We start from the raw sequence: 17,783 nt of genomic DNA, 5'->3' as shown, positions 1-17,783 counted from the left end.
TTTATCAGGCGTAAGCCGCGGCCGGGGTAACCTTCCCAAGACGGAGGGCGTCCAGCGCGATCATTTTTTCTTCGTTGGTAGGGATAACCGCGCAGGCCACGCGGGACGACTCGGTGGAGATCACGCGCTCGCCCGCGCTGCCCGGCAGGGCATTTTTGGCGTCGTCGAGGCGGATGCCGAATACGTTCAGATGTTCCGCCACCAGCGCGCGGACAAGCTTCGAGTTTTCGCCAATGCCGCCGGTAAAGACCACCCCATCCAGGCGGTGCAGCGACGCCGCGTGCCCGGCGATATGTCGCGCAATGCGGTGAACAAAGGTGTGTATTGCCAGCTGTGCCCGCTCATTGCCTTCGTGCCAGGCTTTCTCCAGCGCGCGTAAATCGGAGGAGATGCCGGAGATCCCCAGCAACCCGGACTCTTTATTGACCACGCGCTCCAGATCCTCGAACGACTGGCCGGTCTGCTGGGCAATCCACGCCATGGCGCCAAAGTCCACGTCGCCGCAGCGCGTACCCATCACCAGCCCTTCCAGCGGCGTCATCCCCATCGAGGTATCGACGCTTTCGCCGTTGCGCACCGCGCAGATGGACGCCCCGTTGCCGAGATGGGCAATCACCAGGCCGCTGTCATCGGGGGACAGCCCGAGAAGCGTATGCGCCTGCGCGGCCACGTAGCGGTGAGAGGTGCCGTGGAAGCCGTAGCGGCGCACGCCCAGCGTTTCAAAATAGCGGTACGGCAATCCGTACAGATACGCCTGCGGCGGCAGCGTCTGGTGGAAGCTGGTGTCAAATACCGCCACCTGCTGCACGCCCGGGAACAGGCGCTCTGCGGCTTCCACGCCGCTCAGGTTGGCGTAGTTATGCAGCGGCGCCAGCGGGGAGACCTGGCGGATCTGCGCGATCACCTCTTCCGTAATCAGGGTCGACTCGCTGAAGAGGTCGCCGCCGTGCGCAATGCGGTGTCCAATTAAGGCCACGCTGCTCATCAGGTTACGCTTCTCCAGCTCCAGGGCGATGGCAGCCAGCGCCCCTTCGTAGTCATGGTGAGCCAGTCTGGCCGGCTCACCCCCGTTCACGGAAATAAAGGCCTTCTCGGTGTTGATCCCGTCTGCAATGCCCGTCATCAGGGCATCGCAGCTGCTGGCGTCGAGCACCGAAAACTTAACAGAGGACGATCCGCAGTTAATAACCAGTACAACCGGAAACTCAATCATCATGTGACTCCGCTCTTCCTGAGCAATGGGTTAGAACAGTTTATAAACGATATTCAGAATGGTCAGCAGGCCGACCGCGGTAACGAAGATGTTCTCGGTACGCCCTTTGTATTTCGCCAGCGCCGGTGCTTTGCGGATGGCATACATCGGCAGCAGGCAGAGCAGAGAGGCGATGATTGGTGCGCCCATGGCTTCAATAAGGTCCAGAATGTTCGGGTTGGCGTAGGCCACAACCCAGGTGGAGCCCATGATGAACACCATGCTGATGGTGTTCAGTTTGCCAACGGAGACTTTCTTCTTATCGCCCTTGTAGCCGAACTTGAGGATCAGGCCGTTCAGCCCTTCCAGCGTGCCCAGGTAGTGGCCGAAGAAGGATTTGAAGATAGCCACCAGCGCGATGATGGAGGCACCGTATTCCAGCACCGTCGCGAACGTCGATTTGGTTCCGGACATCGACGCAAAGTGGTTCGCCAGGTAGGAGAGCACCGGAATGTTCTGCGCCTTGGCGTCCGCCATGTTCTGCGGAGAGAGCGTAAACAGGCAGCTAAAGGCGAAGAACATCACCACGGCCACCATCAGCAGGCTGGCGCGACCGATGATTTTGGAACATTTCTGCTCGGTGAACGCTTTGCCGAACTCAGGTTCGTACTCTTCGCGCTTGGAGACCACAAACGAGGAAACGATAGGCGAGAAGTTGAAGGAGAAGACCATGATGGAGATACCCAGCCACACCGTGACCAGAATGCCGTCATGACCGGTAAAAGCGATATCGCTCAGGTTGACCTGGTCGATCACCGCCGAGTTCCAGTAAGGGATCAGCGACAGGGAAATCAGCACCAGGCTGGCGATAAACGGGAACACCAGGAAGCTCATGACCTTCACCATCAGGTCTTTACCAAACCAGATAACAAAGGCCATCAGCAGCAGCAGGAACAGCGCCACCACGCCGCGGTTCAGTGCAGGCAGCTGGAGCTGGTTTTCCCAGAAGGTCATAAAGGTGTTGGTAATGGTGACGCCGTAAATCCACAGCAGCGGGCAAATGGCGAAGAAGTAGAGGAAAGTGATCACCACCCCACCGGTTTTACCAAAGTGCTCTTCCACCGTTTCGGTGATGTTGCCGGAGACGTTGCTGCCGGACAGACACAAACGCGCCAGCGCGCGGTGACAGTAAAACGCAATCGGGAACGCGAGAACCAGCATCAGCAGAATAGGGATCAATCCACCAAAGCCTGCGCGAATGGGGAAGAACAGCACGCCTGCGCCAATGGCGGTACCAAACAGGCCGAGGGTCCATGTGGTATCAGACTTACGCCAGGAGGACGTTTTTGTCTGGCCAACGATAATGCTTTCTGTGTTGCTCATAGGTCACCTTTATGCGTCAACGAAGCCGGTAATTTGGGAAACACGGGAGAGATCGATATTGCCGCCGGAAATAATGCAGACGGTTTTACGACCCTGAATATAGTGGTCAAGCTTGCCGCTTAATAACGCGGCACAGGCCAGCGCGCCGGCACCTTCCGTCACTACTTTATTTCGCTGAATAAGCGCGATCATGCTGTCGCGAATGTTGTCTTCGCTGACCAGCACAATGTCATCAACCAGCTCGCGAACAATTTCGAACGGTAAATTACCGGGACGAGAAACATCACAGCCGTCGGCCAGCGTGCCGGTAACGCGATGGCTCATTATTTCCCCGGCCTGAAACGATGCCGCCATGCCGTGAACATTTTCTGACTGCACACCGATGATATTAATGGTGGGGTTGATGGATTTAATTGCCGTCGCAATTCCGGCAATTAAACCGCCGCCGCCGATAGGCACAATAACGTTATCCACGTCGTATAAATCTTCGAGAATTTCCAGACCGATGGTGCCCTGCCCGGCGATCACTTTGGCGTCATCGTACGGCGGAATAAAAATACGTCCTTCCATCTCGACGATTTCGCTGACTTTGGCAATGGTGTCGTTGAAGTTCTCGCCGTGCAGCACAACTTCCGCCGAGTAGTCGCGCGTCGCGGCCACTTTAGACTTCGGCGCGCCCATCGGCATCACCACTTTGCCGTCGATGCCAAGCATCGCGCAGGAGAGGGACACACCCTGCGCGTGATTCCCCGCGGAGCAGGCGACAACGCCTTTGCGTTTTTCAGCGTCGGTCAGCGAGCTTAATTTGTTAAACGCGCCGCGGATCTTAAACGAGCCGGTACGCTGCATGTTCTCAAACTTCAGGAATATTTCGCCCTTGCAGCGTTCGCTAAGATAATTCGAGCGCGGCATACCTGTTTTATATATTTTTCCTGCCAGTCGTTTTCTGGCGTCCTGAATATCTTCAATCGTTACCGGGAGATCGTAGGTAATATGCATAATATCCTCGTTATAATAATTCATTCTTTTCAGGCAAAGTCAGGGTATCAGAGCGTTACAGAGATAAGCTCTGGGTGTTTTTAAAATGATTACTCATTATTCATCGTCGTCTTTCGACATTCATCGACGAATACTGTTTTGCCAGCTCAACTAATACTGACGCCGATTTTTTAATCCTGTAATTTTTTGACCACACGGCGGCATAACGTGCCACGGGTAATTCATCTTCCACGGGCAGCACAATAAACTGATCAGAACCGAACGGGGCAATCATGTCGCGGGGAATGACCGTCAGATAATCGGCATTCAGCACGAGGTTATAAATGGTGACGACGGAATCGGTCTGGACGATGTTTTCGATGCTGATGTGGTTGTCTTGCAGAGTAGTCAGAAGTTCTTTGTAGTAGCCCATATCGGTTTGCGGCATCACCCACTGCTCGTGCGTGAGCGATGCCAGTGTCGTCGGGCCGGTGCACGTTCGCGTTTTGCTGGCGACCAGCACAAACTCGGACTCAAACAGCGGTTCGACGTGCAGATCCTGCAGCAGCATTTCATCGCTCAGCGTGCCGATAGCGAAATCCAGACGACCGTCGCGAATGGCCGGAAGGAAAGAGGAGAGCTGGGCTTCATACATCGAGACGCGTGCTTTCGGGAACACTTCCTTGAATTTTTTGATCATCTCAGACAGGAAGGTAAAGCCGATCAGCGACGGGTAGCCAAAGGAGACGTCCATAACGGTGCTGAAACTCAGGCTGTTAATCTCACTCACCATGTTTTTCATTTCGCGGGTGATCGACTCAGAGTACGAGAGCAGAACCTGGCCCGCGGCGGTGAGTTTTACGCCGGTGTTTTTACGCACCATCACTTCCACGCCGAAGTAGGACTCAATATCGCTGATGATTTTGCTGACGGCGGGTTGCGTCAGGCCCAGCTGTCTTGCTGCAGAACCTATGGAGCCACTTTTAATGACTTCCTGAAATACCACGAGGTGCTGTGTTTTCGGTAGAATAATAGTGTTCATAATATTCTGCGCTTATTTCCCTATGACGGAGCGGATTCTACCTAATAGAGTTTAAGGGGGTATGTGCTGTCACTCACAATTTGCTTTTTCGCGCGCTTCACAGGAACAATGGCAACCCAAAAATGCATTTATTATCAATAACATGAATAAATACAGCCACACCATTACGCTGATATCGATCAATAAAAGCAGTAGTAATAAATTTATTTTATGGCGATAACCTTGATAAATTTTCCTGCGTTAAAAAAATCAATAAAGACGATCTTTCAGGCAATTAAAGACCAATAAATAACCGCTATTTGTTTGAAACATTCTTTCAATTTATTAAATTTTTCCGATGCAAATTTTCAGGTTTGCGGAAAAGAGTGGAATTCGTCACATATTCACGGGAGAAATGTATTTGATTTCAATATATGCATATCAAACGAGAAAAGTTTCGCGATCATTAAGGTAACAATCATAACAAATTATCAACACTGAAAATCGCCTGTTTTTTAGCGTGAAATTTTGTGATGACGATCGTCTACAGATACAGGATCGATACGAAAGGTATAAAAGCAGTGAAATGTGCTTACTGTCGCAAATATGAGAATTGATGTCGTTTGTCCGGCGCTGCGCTTACCCGTCCAGCAGAACCCGGAAAGCAAAACCCCGCCGAAGCGGGGTTTTTTAAGAAGTTGAAGCTGACCGATAAGCCGGGTTCTGTCGTGGACAGTCATTCATCTAGGCCAGCAATCGCTCACTGGCTCAAGCAGCCTACCCGGGTTCAGTACGGGCCGTACCTTGTGAACCCCTATTTGGCCTTGCTCCGGGTGGAGTTTACCGTGCCACGGACTGTTACCAGCCGCGCGGTGCGCTCTTACCGCACCCTTTCACCCTTACCTGATCCCGCTTGCGCGGGCCATCGGCGGTTTGCTCTCTGTTGCACTGGTCGTGGGTTTCCCCCCCAGGCGTTACCTGGCACCCTGCCCTATGGAGCCCGGACTTTCCTCCCCTCCGCCCGTCTCCCCCGAAAGGGACGACGACGAAGCGGCGACTGTCTGGTCAGCTTCGGCGCGCAGTATAGAGGGTTTGCGCGCCGCTGTCACCCTAACGTGTAGGCAAGGCGTGATTAACGCGCCACTTCCACCTTGGCCAGTTTTTCGTAGTAGCACGCAATCGCGCTGTGATCGGCCGTGCCCAGGCCGTCGGCACGCAGCGCCTGCATCATCTCCATGACCGCCGCGGTCAGCGGCAGCTGTGCGCCCACGCCGTGTGACGTATCCAGCGCGTTCGCCAGATCTTTGATATGCAGGTCGATGCGGAAACCGGGTTTGAAATTACGATCCATGACCATCGGCGCTTTGGCATCCAGCACGGTACTGCCCGCCAGACCACCGCGAATGGCCTGATAGACCAGATCCGGGTTAACGCCCGCTTTGGTTGCCAGCGTCAGCGCCTCGGACATGGCGGCAATGTTCAGCGCCACAATCACCTGATTGGCCAGCTTGGTCACGTTACCCGCCCCGATGTCCCCGGTATGCACCACGGAGCCCGCCATCGCTTTCATCAGGTCGTAAAATCTATCGAAAACGGCTTTATCACCGCCGACCATCACCGACAGCGTGCCGTCGATCGCTTTCGGCTCTCCGCCGCTGACCGGTGCATCCAGCATATCGACGCCCTTCGCTTTTAACGCCTCGCTGATTTCACGGCTTGCGAGCGGTGCAATAGAGCTCATATCAATCAGCACCAGGCCCGGCTTCGCACCGTCGATAATGCCGTTCTCACCCAGCGCAACCTCTTTAACATGCGGTGAGTTTGGCAGCATGGTGATGATGACATCGCACTGCTCGGCAATGGCCTTCGCGGTGGTGGCCGTTTCAGCGCCAGCCGCTATCACCTCTGCCACGGCCTGCGGATTGTGATCGGATACCACCAGTGAGTAACCCGCTTTGATGAGGTTCTTACTCATTGGTTTACCCATGATGCCCAGGCCAATAAAACCCACTTTCAGCGTCATAATCTGTTTCCTCAATGATGGTTATTTTTTAAAAGCGTCGGCTAATTTCTGCGTGGCTGCGCGGAATACGCCGAGGTCGCTGCCGACGGCAACAAACGTGGCTCCCCACTCCAGATAGCGACGGGCGTCAGCCTCAACAGGCGCCAGAATGCCGCACGGTTTGCCGTGAGCTTTAGCGCGGGCAAAGATGTGCTGGATCGCGCGCTGCACGTCAGGATGGCTGGCGTTACCCAGATGGCCAAACGCGGCCGCCAGATCGCTCGGGCCGACGAAGATACCGTCCACGCCGTTTGTGGCTGCAATCGCGTCAACGTTATCAACGCCCTGCTGGCTCTCGATCTGAACCAGAATGGTGATGTTGTTATTGGACTGCGCGAAGTAGTCCGGCACGGTGCCAAACATATTGGCGCGATGCGAAACGGAAACGCCGCGGATCCCTTCAGGCGGATAGCGCGTTGAAGCTACGGCCAGGGCCGCTTGTTCTTCCGTCTCCACAAACGGGATCAGAAAGTTGTAGAAACCGATATCCAGCAGGCGCTTGATAATTACCGGCTCGTTAGTTGGCACGCGCACTACCGGGGCGCTGGGACTGCCTTTCAGCGCCATCAGCTGCGGAATAAAGGTGCTGATATCGTTCGGCGCATGTTCGCCGTCCAGCACCAGCCAGTCAAAACCGGCCAGGCCCAGCACTTCGGTGCTGATAGGGTTTGCCAGCGCGGACCAGCAGCCAATCTGAATCTGGTGTGCCGCGAGGGCCGCTTTAAATTTATTCGGGAAGATATCGTTACTCATCGTATTTACCTTTTTAATTCCGCAGCCTATATCAGCATCATTTTATTTATTCAGACACCGCACCAGCATTATATTTATTATTCTGACGTATTTTGGCGTTATAAAATCGTCATTCAGTATAAGACGCAATCCACGACCGCACATTGTTTTAATGCTCAAGTATTGCGTTACACTTCGATAAATTTTTTTGCATATGCACAAGGCGCTGGGCGCTAATGCACAGAATCAGGCATTACTGGTTCTGGAGCGATCGCGATCACATTTTCATGTTCCCTATGCTGACATGCTTTATTTCTGAAAGCCGCGTATTTATTTCTACCATTTTAAAATTGGCTGAATTTATTATCAGACACTTTGCTGGAGAATACTGAACAATGGCCGACATTGAAATTCGACAGGCATCGCCGACGGCGTTTTATATAAAAGTCCACGACACCGATAATGTGGCGATTATTGTCAACGACAATGGCTTAAAAGCGGGCACCCGCTTCCCGGACGGGCTGGAACTGATTGAGCATATTCCGCAGGGACATAAGGTCGCCCTGGTGGATATCCCTGCTAATAGCGAAATCGTACGTTACGGTGAAGTCATCGGCTATGCCGTTCGCTCTATACCACAGGGGAGCTGGGTTGAGGAGTCGCTGGTGGCGCTGCCGGAAGCGCCGCCGCTAAACACGCTTCCGCTGGCGACCCGCGTACCGGAACCGCTTCCTCGGCTGGAGGGCTATACCTTCGAAGGCTACCGCAACGCGGACGGCAGCGTCGGCACCAAGAATCTGCTCGGCATTACCACCAGCGTGCACTGCGTGGCGGGTGTAGTGGATTACGTGGTGAAAATCATCGAACGCGATCTGCTGCCGAAATACCCGAACGTCGACGGCGTGGTTGGCCTGAACCACCTCTACGGCTGCGGCGTGGCGATTAACGCACCCGCTGCCGTGGTGCCTATTCGTACCATCCATAATATCGCCCTGAACCCGAACTTTGGCGGCGAGGTGATGGTCATCGGTCTGGGGTGTGAAAAATTGCAGCCAGAGCGCCTGCTGCAGGGCACCGAAGATGTCAAAGCCATTCCGGCAGACGAGGCCAGCATCGTGCGCCTGCAGGACGAACGCCACGTGGGTTTCCGCTCAATGGTCGAGGATATCCTGCAGGTGGCTGAACGCCATCTGGACAAGCTCAACAAGCGCCAGCGCGAAACCTGCCCGGCGTCTGATTTGGTAGTGGGAACACAGTGCGGCGGCAGCGATGCCTTCTCCGGCGTGACGGCCAACCCGGCGGTGGGCTATGCGTCCGATCTGCTTGTGCGCTGCGGCGCCACGGTGATGTTCTCCGAGGTAACCGAAGTGCGTGACGCCATCCATCTGCTCACGCCACGCGCCGTTAATGAAGAGGTCGGTAAGCGCCTGCTCGAGGAAATGGCCTGGTACGATAGCTATCTCGATATGGGCAAAACCGACCGCAGCGCCAACCCGTCTCCGGGCAACAAAAAAGGCGGCCTGGCCAACGTGGTGGAAAAAGCGCTTGGATCGATTGCCAAATCCGGCCAGAGCGCGATTGTGGAAGTGCTCTCTCCGGGCCAGCGCCCGACGAAACGCGGCCTGATCTACGCGGCAACGCCGGCCAGCGATTTCGTCTGCGGTACTCAGCAGGTAGCGTCCGGCATTACGGTACAGGTCTTTACCACCGGGCGCGGCACGCCGTACGGCCTGATGGCGGTGCCGGTGATCAAGATGGCGACCCGTACCGAGCTGGCAAACCGCTGGTATGACTTAATGGACATCAACGCGGGCACCATCGCCACCGGGGAAGAGAGCATTGAGGACGTGGGCTGGAAGCTGTTCCACTTCATTCTGGATGTCGCCAGCGGGCGGAAGAAAACCTTCTCGGATCAATGGGGATTACATAATCAGCTGGCGGTGTTCAACCCGGCACCGGTGACGTGATTCATATTCCCAACCGCACCGAACGGTCCCCTCTCCCCTATGGGAGAGGGTTAGGGTGAGGGGAAAGCCCCCTTAAACCAGCACCACCTCAATCCCGCTTTTCCGCAGCCCGTCCAGACTCTCCGCCGGAATGCCTTCATCGACAATAATCATATCAATCCTTTGCGTATCAATGATTTTATGCAGGCTTGAGCGGTTAAATTTACTCGAGTCCGTGACAACGATAATACGCTCCGCCACCTCGCACATTTTGCGGTTCAGGCGGGCTTCGTCTTCGTTATGCGTACTTACGCCGCGGTCGAGATCGATGGCGTCAACGCCCAGGAACAGCAGGTCAAAATGGTAATTCTGTAGCGACTGTTCTGCCTGGTCACCGTAGAAAGATTGCGACTGACGGCGCAGATGCCCGCCGGTCATCAGCAGTTCCACCCCTTCCGCTTCCAGCAACGCATTCGCCACGTTAATCCCGTTGGTCATCGCAATGACGTCCGTGTGCTGGCGCAGCATGCGGGCGATTTCATACGTCGTGGTGCCGGAGTCCAGAATAATACGGTGCCCGGGTTTGACCAGGGCGGCAGCGGCCTGCGCGATACTGCGCTTCACCGCCGTATTCAGCGAGCTTTTATCCTCCACGGAAGGCTCAGCGCCCGGCATGTTGCCTTCGCAAATCAATGCCCCACCGTAAGCGCGAACGGCGATGCCCTGCTTCTCCAGGAACGCCAGATCGTTGCGGATCGTCACCGTCGATACGCCGTACAGATGAGACAGATCGTTAACCTGCACGCTTCCCTGCGCCCGCAACCGCTGAATGATCTGCTCTCGCCTTTCACTGGTGCCGGGGATGCGCTTTTCCGCGGATGAATCGGTGCTGCTCATACGAGATCCTTAATAAATAGTCTTTCGTTTCATTTCGTTTTGCCTATTAAGGCCTTTCTTTTTCGGGAATGCAAGTCCCGCCTTACGTACAGACGCAAGCCAACACTGCGCTGAAACCTTTCATTATGTTTCTTTTGTGAAACAGATCGGAAAACTATTATCTTTCGTTTTATTTTTATATCACCATGATGCAGGATTAAATGAAACAAAACGAAAGACAAGTATCATTACCATCCGAAATGGAGAGGAAAGTGAAACATCTGACAGAAATGGTGGAACAACATAAACGAGGGAATTCGAACGGGATCTATGCCGTCTGTTCCGCACATCCGCTGGTACTTGAAGCTGCCATTCGTTACGCGCATTCGCGTCAGTCGCCGCTGCTGATCGAGGCCACCTCCAACCAGGTGGATCAGTTTGGCGGCTATACCGGCATGACGCCTGCGGATTTTTACGGATTTGTCTGCCAGCTTGCCGAGTCGCTCGGTTTTCCGACGTCACAGCTGATCCTCGGCGGCGATCATTTAGGCCCCAACCGCTGGCAAAATCTCCCTGCGGAACAGGCGATGGCCAACGCCGACGATCTGATCAAAAGCTATGTTTCCGCCGGATTCAAAAAGATCCACCTGGACTGCAGCATGTCCTGCGAGGACGACCCGGTTCCCCTGACCGACGCGATCGTTGCCGGACGCGCCGCACGCCTGGCGAAGATTGCCGAAGCGACCTGCCGCGAGCAGTTTGGTGAATCCGATCTGGTCTACGTTATCGGCACGGAAGTGCCGGTTCCCGGTGGCGCGCACGAGACGCTCACCGAACTTGCCGTCACCACGCCGGACGCGGCCCGCGCCACGCTTGAAGCGCATCGTCACGCGTTCGAAAAGGAAGGCTTAAGCGACATCTGGCCGCGCATTATTGGCCTGGTGGTCCAGCCTGGCGTGGAGTTCGACCACGCGCACGTCTGCGACTATCAGCCGCAGAAAGCCGTTGCCCTGAGCAAAATGGTTGAAGCCTACGATACGCTGGTGTTTGAAGCGCACTCCACCGACTACCAGACGCCGCAGGCGCTGCGCCAGCTGGTTAACGATCACTTTGCGATTCTGAAAGTTGGCCCCGCCCTGACCTTCGCCCTGCGCGAGGCGCTATTCTCGCTGGCCGCCATAGAAGAGGAGCTGCTGCCGGCAAAAGCCAGCTCCGGCCTGCGTCACGTGCTGGAAAACGTCATGCTCGATCGCCCGGAATACTGGCAAAGCCATTACCACGGTGACGGCAACGCGCGTCGCCTGGCGCGCGGCTACAGCTACTCTGACCGCGTGCGCTACTACTGGCCGGACAGCCAGATTGACGACGCCTTTGCACGGCTGGTGCGTAACCTGGCAGACGAGTCTGTTCCCCTGCCGCTGATCAGCCAGTACCTGCCGCTGCAGTACAGTAAAGTTCGCGAGGGCGCTCTCAAGTCAACGCCACGGGAACTCATCATCGACCACATTCAGGACATACTCCAGCAGTACCACGCCGCCTGCGAAGGCGTAACGACTCAAGACGCATAATTAAAAAAGAGGAAAACGCTATGCCAAACATTGTCTTATGCCGCATCGACGAACGCCTGATCCACGGTCAGGTGGGCGTGCAGTGGGTGGGGTTTGCGGGGGCAAACCTGGTGCTCGTCGCTAACGATGAGGTCGCTGAGGATCCGGTTCAACAGAACCTGATGGAAATGGTGCTCGCGGAAGGGATCGCCGTGCGCTTCTGGTCGCTGCAAAAGGTGATCGACAACATTCACCGCGCCGCTGACCGCCAGAAAATCCTGCTGGTCTGCAAATCACCCGCCGATTTTCTGAAGCTGGTCGAGGGCGGCGTACCCATCACCCGTATTAACATCGGAAATATGCACTACGCCAGTGGCAAACAACAAATTGCCAAAACGGTCTCTGTCGACGCGAACGATATTGACGCGTTCAACGGCCTGAAAGAGGCCGGTGTGGAATGCTTCGTTCAGGGCGTTCCAACAGAAACTGCTTTGGATCTCTTTAAACTGCTCTGAGGGATTCACAATGGAAATCAGTCTGTTGCAGGCGCTGGGGTTAGGCATACTCGCCTTTATCGCCGGTCTGGATATGTTTAACGGGTTAACGCACATGCACCGCCCGGTGGTACTCGGGCCGCTGGTCGGCCTGATTCTGGGCGATCTGCACACCGGCATTTTGACCGGCGGGACGTTAGAGCTGGTCTGGATGGGGCTGGCCCCGCTCGCCGGTGCCCAGCCGCCTAACGTCATTATCGGCACCATCGTGGGGACCGCATTTGCCATCAGCACCGGAGTGAAGCCAGAAGTCGCGGTTGGCGTCGCCGTGCCGTTTGCCGTGGCGGTTCAGATGGGGATTACGTTCCTCTTCTCGGTGATGTCCGGCGTCATGTCGCGCTGCGATCGCATGGCGGCTAATGCAGATACATACGGTATTGAACGGGTTAACTATCTTGCGCTGCTGGCGCTCGGCATCTTCTATTTTCTGTGCGCGTTCCTGCCAATCTACTTCGGTGCGGAACATGCGAAAACCGCCATTGACGTTCTGCCAGCGCGTCTGATTGACGGCCTCGGCGTCGCGGGCGGCATCATGCCAGCCATCGGCTTCGCCGTGCTGCTGAAGATCATGATGAAAAACGTCTACATCCCTTACTTCATTATCGGTTTTGTCGCCGCCGCCTGGCTCAAGCTTCCGGTGCTGGCGATTGCGGCGGCCGCGCTGGCGATGGCGCTGATCGACCTGATGCGTAAATCGCCTGAACCGACGGCTCCCGCCGCTCAGAAAGAGGAATTCGAAGATGGCATCTAACCAAACCACCCTGCCGGGCGTGTCTGAAAGCGAAGAGACGCTGCTGACCGGCGTGAATGAAAACGTCTACGAAGACCAGAACATCGGTGCCGAGCTGACGAAAAAGGATATAAACCGCGTGGCCTGGCGTTCCATGCTGCTGCAGGCCTCGTTTAACTACGAACGTATGCAGGCCTCCGGCTGGCTGTACGGGCTGCTGCCCGCGTTGAAAAAGATCCACACCAACAAGCGGGACCTGGCGCGGGCGATGAAAGGCCATATGGGCTTCTTTAACACCCACCCGTTCCTGGTGACCTTTGTTATCGGCATCATTCTGGCGATGGAGCGATCCAAGCAGGATGTGAACAGCATCCAGAGCACAAAAATTGCCGTCGGCGCGCCGCTCGGCGGTATTGGCGACGCCATGTTCTGGCTAACCCTGCTGCCCATCTGCGGCGGTATTGGCGCCAGCCTGGCGCTGCAGGGTTCGATTCTGGGCGCGGTGGTCTTTATCGTGCTGTTTAACGTGGTGCACCTTGGCCTGCGCTTTGGCCTGGCGCACTACGCTTACCGGATGGGCGTCGCGGCCATTCCGCTGATTAAAGCCAACACCAAAAAGGTCGGCCACGCGGCGTCTATCGTCGGGATGACGGTAATCGGCGCGCTGGTGGCAACCTACGTCCGCCTCAATACCACGCTCGAAATCAAAGCGGGTGATGCGGTCGTCAAACTGCAGGCCGACGTCATCGACAAGCTGATGCCCGCGTTCCTGCCGCTTGTCTACACCCTGACGATGTTCTGGCTGGTACGCCGCGGCTGGAGCCCGCTGCGGCTAATCGGTATCACCGTGCTGCTGGGCGTTGTCGGTAAATTCTGTCACTTCCTGTAAAAGCAAAGAGGTTGCGATGTTAGGCATTATTTTGACGGGTCACGGCGGTTTTGCCAGCGGGCTTGAGCAGGCGATGAAGCAGATCCTCGGCGAGCAGCCGCAGTTTATCGCCATCGATTTTCCGGAAACCTCCACCACCGCGCGGCTGACCGCTCAGCTTGAGCAGGCGGTGAACGAACTCGATGCGCAGCACGATATTGTGTTTCTCACCGACCTGCTCGGCGGCACGCCGTTCCGCGTGGCGTCAACGCTCGCGATGCAAAGGCCGGGTAGCGAAGTGATCACCGGCACCAACCTGCAGCTGCTGCTGGAGATGGTGCTGGAGCGCGACGGATTAAGCAGCGAAGCGTTTCGTCTGCAGGCGCTGGAGTGCGGGCACCGCGGCCTGACGAGCCTGGTCGACGAGCTGGGGCGCTGTCGCGAGGAAGCTCCGGCTGAGGAAGGGATATGAGCCAGCTGCTGCGCGCGAGACGGATCCTTACCGAGCAGGGCTGGCTGGACGACCACCAGCTACGCATTGAAAGCGGCGCGGTTGCGGCGATTGAACCCATCCCGGCGGGCGTTACGACGCGCGATGCGGAGCTGCTTTGCCCGGCCTATATCGATACGCACGTCCACGGCGGCGCGGGCGTGGACGTCATGGATGATGCGCCCGACGTGCTGGACACTCTGGCAATGCATAAAGCGCGTGAAGGCGTAGGCGCATTTCTGCCCACCACCGTGACCGCGCCGATGGAAGCCATCCACAGCGCGCTGATGCGTATCGCCCGGCGCACTCGGTCCGGCGGCCCCGGCGCGCAGATCCTGGGCAGCTATCTGGAAGGACCGTACTTTACGCCCCAGAACAAAGGGGCGCATCCGCCCGAGCTGTTTCGGGAGCTGGATATCGCCGAGCTGGACAGGCTGGCTGACGTTTCACAGGGCACGCTACGGGTGGTGGCGCTCGCGCCGGAAAAGCCCGGCGCGCTGCAGGCGATTCGCCATCTTAAACAGCGCGGTATACGCGTCATGCTGGGCCACAGCGCTGCCACCTACCGACAAACTCTCGCCGCGTTTGACGCGGGTGCCGACGGGCTGGTGCACTGCTACAACGGTATGACGGGGCTGCACCACAGAGAGCCAGGCATGGTCGGCGCAGGGCTTACGGACAAACGGGCGTGGCTGGAGCTGATTGCCGACGGCCACCACGTCCATCCAGGGGCGATGCGTTTATGCTGCTGCTGCGCGCAGGATCGCGTGGTGTTGATTACCGATGCCATGCAGGCGGCAGGTATGCCGGACGGACGGTATACCCTGTGCGGCGAAGAGGTCACGATGCAAAACGGCGTGGTTCGAACCGGCTCCGGCGGGCTGGCGGGCAGCACGCTGTCGCTGGATGCCGCGGTCAGGAATATGGTGGAGTATACGGGCGTAACCGCCGAAGAGGCGATCCATATGGCCTCGCTGCAACCTGCCCGGCTGCTGGGCGTTGACGGTCAGCTTGGATCCTTAGCCCCGGGAAAACGCGCCAATATCATTGCGCTGGACGGGGGTTTACACCTCCAGCGGATCTGGATTCAGGGCCAGGCTCTCCCCCTTTAGCCCTTTCATTGTGTCACCTTTTGGCTTTACGGCCTGAAACCGTAAGGCCTTTCTTTTCCTTTCCTTAAATTTCCCCTTTTCTTTCACGATCACACTTTTCGTTTTATTTCTTTTCTTTCATTGAAGTTTCGATTTCTTTTCTATAGATTTTATTTAACTGCTTAAGTGAACAAGTGAAACGAAACGAAAGATAGCGACACGATTGCCAGCGTCTGATGTGGAATTCACACGACTAAGGACTGAGTTATGCCACAAACCACTACCGCCGCCGCAACCGGCACCTGGACCGAGGAAGAGATCCGCCAGCAGCCTGCCAGCTGGATCCGCTCGCTCAACAACATCGATAACCTGCGTGCTTCGATCGACAGTTTCCTGACGCCGCTGCTGCGCAAGCGCGATCTGCGGATCGTCCTGACCGGCGCGGGCACGTCCGCCTTTATCGGCGATATCATTGCGCCATGGCTTTCAAGCCACACCGGGAAAAACTTCACTGCCGTCCCGACAACCGATCTGGTCACGAACCCGATGGACTACTTCAGCCCTGCGCATCCGCTGCTGCTGATTTCGTTTGCCCGCTCCGGCAACAGTCCGGAAAGCGTCGCGGCCGTTGAGCTTGCAAACCAGTTCGTGCCGGAGTGCTACCACCTGTCGATTACCTGCAACGAGGCGGGCAGCCTGTACCAGAACGCCGTCGCCAGCGATAACGCCTTTGCCCTGCTGATGCCTGCCGAAACGCACGATCGCGGGTTCGCAATGACCAGCAGCATCACCACCATGATGGCGAGCTGTCTGGCCGTGTTCGCCCCGGAAACGATCAATACCCACACCTTCCGCGACGTCGCCGATCGCTGCCAGGCGATCCTCGCCTCGCTCGGGGATTTCAGCCACGGCGTCTTTGGCAGCGAACCGTGGAAACGGATCGTGTATCTGGGAAGCGGCGGCCTGCAGGGCGCGGCGCGCGAATCGGCGCTGAAGGTGCTGGAACTGACGGCGGGCAAGCTGGCGGCATTTTACGACTCCCCAACGGGCTTCCGTCACGGGCCAAAGTCGCTGGTCGATAGCGAAACGCTGGTGGTGGTGTTCATCTCCAGCCATCCGTATACGCGTCAGTACGATCTGGATCTGCTGGCCGAGCTGCGCCGCGATCGCCAGGCCCTGCGCGTCGTTGCCATCGCCGCTGAAAACGATCCGGTCATTGAAGCGGGTCCGCACATTCTGCTGCCGCCTTCACGTCCGTTTATCGATATGGAACAGGCGTTCTGCTTCCTGATGTATGCCCAGGTCTTTGCGCTCACCCAGTCGCTTAGCACAGGCATTACGCCCGATACGCCATCCGCCAGCGGGACGGTCAACCGCGTGGTGCAGGGCGTCGTTATTCATCCGTGGCAGGCTTAAGAGGATCTGATTATGAGTATTATCTCGACGAAATATCTTCTGCAGGATGCGCAGGCAAAAGGCTACGCCGTGCCGGCGTTCAACATCCACAACGCGGAGACGATTCAGGCGATCCTCGAAGCGTGCAGCGAAATGCGATCGCCGGTGATCCTCGCGGGCACGCCGGGCACCTTTAAGCATATTGCGCTGGAAGAGATCTACGCCCTGTGCAGCGCCTACTCCCACACCTACGACATGCCGCTGGCGCTGCACCTCGATCACCACGAATCGCTGGACGATATTCGCCGCAAGGTCAACGCAGGCGTGCGCAGCGCGATGATCGACGGCAGCCACTATCCGTTTGAACAAAACGTGAAGCTGGTGAAGTCGGTGGTCGATTTCTGCCACCTCAACGACTGCAGCGTCGAGGCCGAGCTGGGCCGTCTGGGCGGTATGGAAGATGACATGAGCGTGGACGCGGAAAGCGCATTCCTCACCGATCCGCAGGAGGCGAAACGCTTCGTCGAACTGACCGGCGTAGACAGCCTTGCCGTCGCCATCGGCACCGCGCATGGCCTGTATACCAAACGCCCGAAAATCGACTTCCAGCGGCTGGCAGAAATCCGCGAAGTGGTCACCGTGCCGCTGGTGCTGCACGGCGCGAGCGATGTGCCGGATGAGTTTGTTCGCCGCACCATCGAGCTGGGCGTGTGCAAAGTCAACGTGGCGACCGAGCTGAAAATTGCTTTCTCTGACGCGGTTAAGGCCTGGTTTGCCGAAAACCCGCAGGGCAACGATCCGCGCTTCTATATGCGGGTCGGCATGGACGCCATGAAAGAGGTGGTCAGAAGCAAGATCGCCGTTTGCGGATCGGCAAACCGATTGCTGCTTCCGGCAGAAGCCTGATTAAAAAGGAGC

At 56.7% G+C, this 17,783-nt stretch carries 16 protein-coding genes and 1 other RNA gene; 9 read left to right on the top strand and 8 right to left on the bottom strand.

Annotated elements, in window-relative coordinates; genetic code table 11:
- Nucleotides 1–4 precede the first annotated feature (4 nt).
- From tdcD to garL, 7 genes are all read right to left on the bottom strand, one after another.
- Entirely contained in the window at nt 5–1,213 is a 1,209-nt protein-coding gene (gene tdcD, locus DFO52_RS12110) for a propionate kinase (protein WP_047646461.1), read from the bottom strand.
- Nucleotides 1,214–1,243: 30 nt separating this feature from the next.
- A complete protein-coding gene (gene tdcC, locus DFO52_RS12105) occupies nt 1,244–2,575 on the bottom strand; it encodes a threonine/serine transporter TdcC (protein ID WP_029739656.1) in 1,332 nt (443 codons plus the stop codon).
- A gap of 9 nt (nt 2,576–2,584) precedes the next feature.
- Nucleotides 2,585–3,574 (bottom strand): bifunctional threonine ammonia-lyase/L-serine ammonia-lyase TdcB, encoded by a 990-nt coding sequence (gene tdcB, locus DFO52_RS12100; RefSeq protein WP_029739655.1) that lies wholly within the window; start codon nt 3,572–3,574, stop codon nt 2,585–2,587.
- A gap of 100 nt (nt 3,575–3,674) precedes the next feature.
- Nucleotides 3,675–4,595, bottom strand: coding sequence for a transcriptional regulator TdcA (gene tdcA / locus DFO52_RS12095; protein WP_133550455.1), 921 nt, complete (start codon nt 4,593–4,595; stop codon nt 3,675–3,677).
- A gap of 675 nt (nt 4,596–5,270) precedes the next feature.
- An RNA gene (rnpB, locus tag DFO52_RS12090) (RNase P RNA component class A) lies at nt 5,271–5,647 on the bottom strand.
- Between the two features lie 59 nt (nt 5,648–5,706).
- On the bottom strand, nt 5,707–6,597 hold the full coding sequence (gene garR, locus DFO52_RS12085; RefSeq protein ID WP_133550454.1) for a 2-hydroxy-3-oxopropionate reductase: 891 nt from the start codon (nt 6,595–6,597) through the stop codon (nt 5,707–5,709).
- Between the two features lie 21 nt (nt 6,598–6,618).
- Nucleotides 6,619–7,389, bottom strand: coding sequence for a 2-dehydro-3-deoxyglucarate aldolase (gene garL, locus DFO52_RS12080; RefSeq protein ID WP_059347592.1), 771 nt, complete (start codon nt 7,387–7,389; stop codon nt 6,619–6,621).
- A 374-nt stretch (nt 7,390–7,763) separates the two neighbouring features.
- Here garL and garD point away from each other — a divergent pair, with 374 nt between their 5' ends.
- On the top strand, nt 7,764–9,335 hold the full coding sequence (gene garD / locus DFO52_RS12075; RefSeq protein ID WP_133550453.1) for a galactarate dehydratase: 1,572 nt from the start codon (nt 7,764–7,766) through the stop codon (nt 9,333–9,335).
- A gap of 72 nt (nt 9,336–9,407) precedes the next feature.
- On the opposite strand, the gene DFO52_RS12070 is transcribed toward garD, so the two are convergent.
- On the bottom strand, nt 9,408–10,211 hold the full coding sequence (locus DFO52_RS12070) for a DeoR family transcriptional regulator (RefSeq protein ID WP_133550452.1): 804 nt from the start codon (nt 10,209–10,211) through the stop codon (nt 9,408–9,410).
- 239 nt (nt 10,212–10,450) lie between these two features.
- On the opposite strand from DFO52_RS12070, the gene kbaZ reads away from it, so the two are divergent.
- The 8 genes from kbaZ to kbaY all read left to right on the top strand — a co-directional run bounded on the left by kbaZ (nt 10,451) and on the right by kbaY (nt 17,771).
- Complete coding sequence (kbaZ, locus tag DFO52_RS12065; RefSeq protein ID WP_133550635.1) at nt 10,451–11,758, top strand: tagatose-bisphosphate aldolase subunit KbaZ; 1,308 nt, start codon at nt 10,451–10,453, stop codon at nt 11,756–11,758.
- A gap of 20 nt (nt 11,759–11,778) precedes the next feature.
- Nucleotides 11,779–12,252, top strand: a complete 474-nt coding sequence (gene agaV / locus DFO52_RS12060; protein WP_133550451.1) for a PTS N-acetylgalactosamine transporter subunit IIB — start codon at nt 11,779–11,781, stop codon at nt 12,250–12,252.
- A gap of 10 nt (nt 12,253–12,262) precedes the next feature.
- On the top strand, nt 12,263–13,042 hold the full coding sequence (gene agaW, locus DFO52_RS12055) for a PTS N-acetylgalactosamine transporter subunit IIC (RefSeq protein WP_133550450.1): 780 nt from the start codon (nt 12,263–12,265) through the stop codon (nt 13,040–13,042).
- The gene (gene agaE / locus DFO52_RS12050; protein WP_029739649.1) at nt 13,032–13,910 is read left to right on the top strand and encodes a PTS N-acetylgalactosamine transporter subunit IID; all 879 of its coding nucleotides are present in this window, start codon (nt 13,032–13,034) and stop codon (nt 13,908–13,910) included. The genes agaW and agaE overlap by 11 nt, the downstream gene beginning before the upstream one ends.
- Before the next feature lie 16 nt (nt 13,911–13,926).
- Entirely contained in the window at nt 13,927–14,361 is a 435-nt protein-coding gene (agaF, locus tag DFO52_RS12045) for a PTS galactosamine/N-acetylgalactosamine transporter subunit IIA (RefSeq protein WP_029739648.1), read from the top strand.
- Nucleotides 14,358–15,491: an N-acetylglucosamine-6-phosphate deacetylase gene (gene nagA / locus DFO52_RS12040; protein WP_133550449.1), complete on the top strand. Its 1,134-nt coding sequence runs from the start codon at nt 14,358–14,360 to the stop codon at nt 15,489–15,491. Before agaF ends, nagA begins: the two co-directional genes overlap by 4 nt.
- Nucleotides 15,492–15,737: 246 nt before the next feature.
- Nucleotides 15,738–16,886 (top strand): SIS domain-containing protein, encoded by a 1,149-nt coding sequence (locus DFO52_RS12035; RefSeq protein WP_133550448.1) that lies wholly within the window; start codon nt 15,738–15,740, stop codon nt 16,884–16,886.
- A 12-nt stretch (nt 16,887–16,898) separates the two neighbouring features.
- Nucleotides 16,899–17,771 (top strand): tagatose-bisphosphate aldolase subunit KbaY, encoded by an 873-nt coding sequence (gene kbaY / locus DFO52_RS12030; RefSeq protein WP_023309313.1) that lies wholly within the window; start codon nt 16,899–16,901, stop codon nt 17,769–17,771.
- The last annotated feature ends 12 nt before the right edge of the window (nt 17,772–17,783 follow it).

The organism is Enterobacter sp. AG326, assembly GCF_004362415.1.
Taxonomy (GTDB): domain Bacteria; phylum Pseudomonadota; class Gammaproteobacteria; order Enterobacterales; family Enterobacteriaceae; genus Enterobacter; species Enterobacter asburiae.
This window is presented reverse-complemented; position numbering and strand designations above follow the sequence as displayed.

Coding starts and splice junctions, on each gene's coding strand:
- agaF (WP_029739648.1), top strand. CDS start 13,927: ATGTTAGGCATTATTTTGACGGGTCACGGCGGTTTTGCCAGCGGGCTT.
- nagA (WP_133550449.1), top strand. CDS start 14,358: ATGAGCCAGCTGCTGCGCGCGAGACGGATCCTTACCGAGCAGGGCTGG.
- tdcB (WP_029739655.1), bottom strand. CDS start 3,574: ATGCATATTACCTACGATCTCCCGGTAACGATTGAAGATATTCAGGAC.
- agaW (WP_133550450.1), top strand. CDS start 12,263: ATGGAAATCAGTCTGTTGCAGGCGCTGGGGTTAGGCATACTCGCCTTT.
- tdcC (WP_029739656.1), bottom strand. CDS start 2,575: ATGAGCAACACAGAAAGCATTATCGTTGGCCAGACAAAAACGTCCTCC.
- garR (WP_133550454.1), bottom strand. CDS start 6,597: ATGACGCTGAAAGTGGGTTTTATTGGCCTGGGCATCATGGGTAAACCA.
- DFO52_RS12035 (WP_133550448.1), top strand. CDS start 15,738: ATGCCACAAACCACTACCGCCGCCGCAACCGGCACCTGGACCGAGGAA.
- tdcD (WP_047646461.1), bottom strand. CDS start 1,213: ATGATTGAGTTTCCGGTTGTACTGGTTATTAACTGCGGATCGTCCTCT.
- agaE (WP_029739649.1), top strand. CDS start 13,032: ATGGCATCTAACCAAACCACCCTGCCGGGCGTGTCTGAAAGCGAAGAG.
- kbaZ (WP_133550635.1), top strand. CDS start 10,451: ATGGAGAGGAAAGTGAAACATCTGACAGAAATGGTGGAACAACATAAA.
- agaV (WP_133550451.1), top strand. CDS start 11,779: ATGCCAAACATTGTCTTATGCCGCATCGACGAACGCCTGATCCACGGT.
- DFO52_RS12070 (WP_133550452.1), bottom strand. CDS start 10,211: ATGAGCAGCACCGATTCATCCGCGGAAAAGCGCATCCCCGGCACCAGT.
- garL (WP_059347592.1), bottom strand. CDS start 7,389: ATGAGTAACGATATCTTCCCGAATAAATTTAAAGCGGCCCTCGCGGCA.
- kbaY (WP_023309313.1), top strand. CDS start 16,899: ATGAGTATTATCTCGACGAAATATCTTCTGCAGGATGCGCAGGCAAAA.
- garD (WP_133550453.1), top strand. CDS start 7,764: ATGGCCGACATTGAAATTCGACAGGCATCGCCGACGGCGTTTTATATA.
- tdcA (WP_133550455.1), bottom strand. CDS start 4,595: ATGAACACTATTATTCTACCGAAAACACAGCACCTCGTGGTATTTCAG.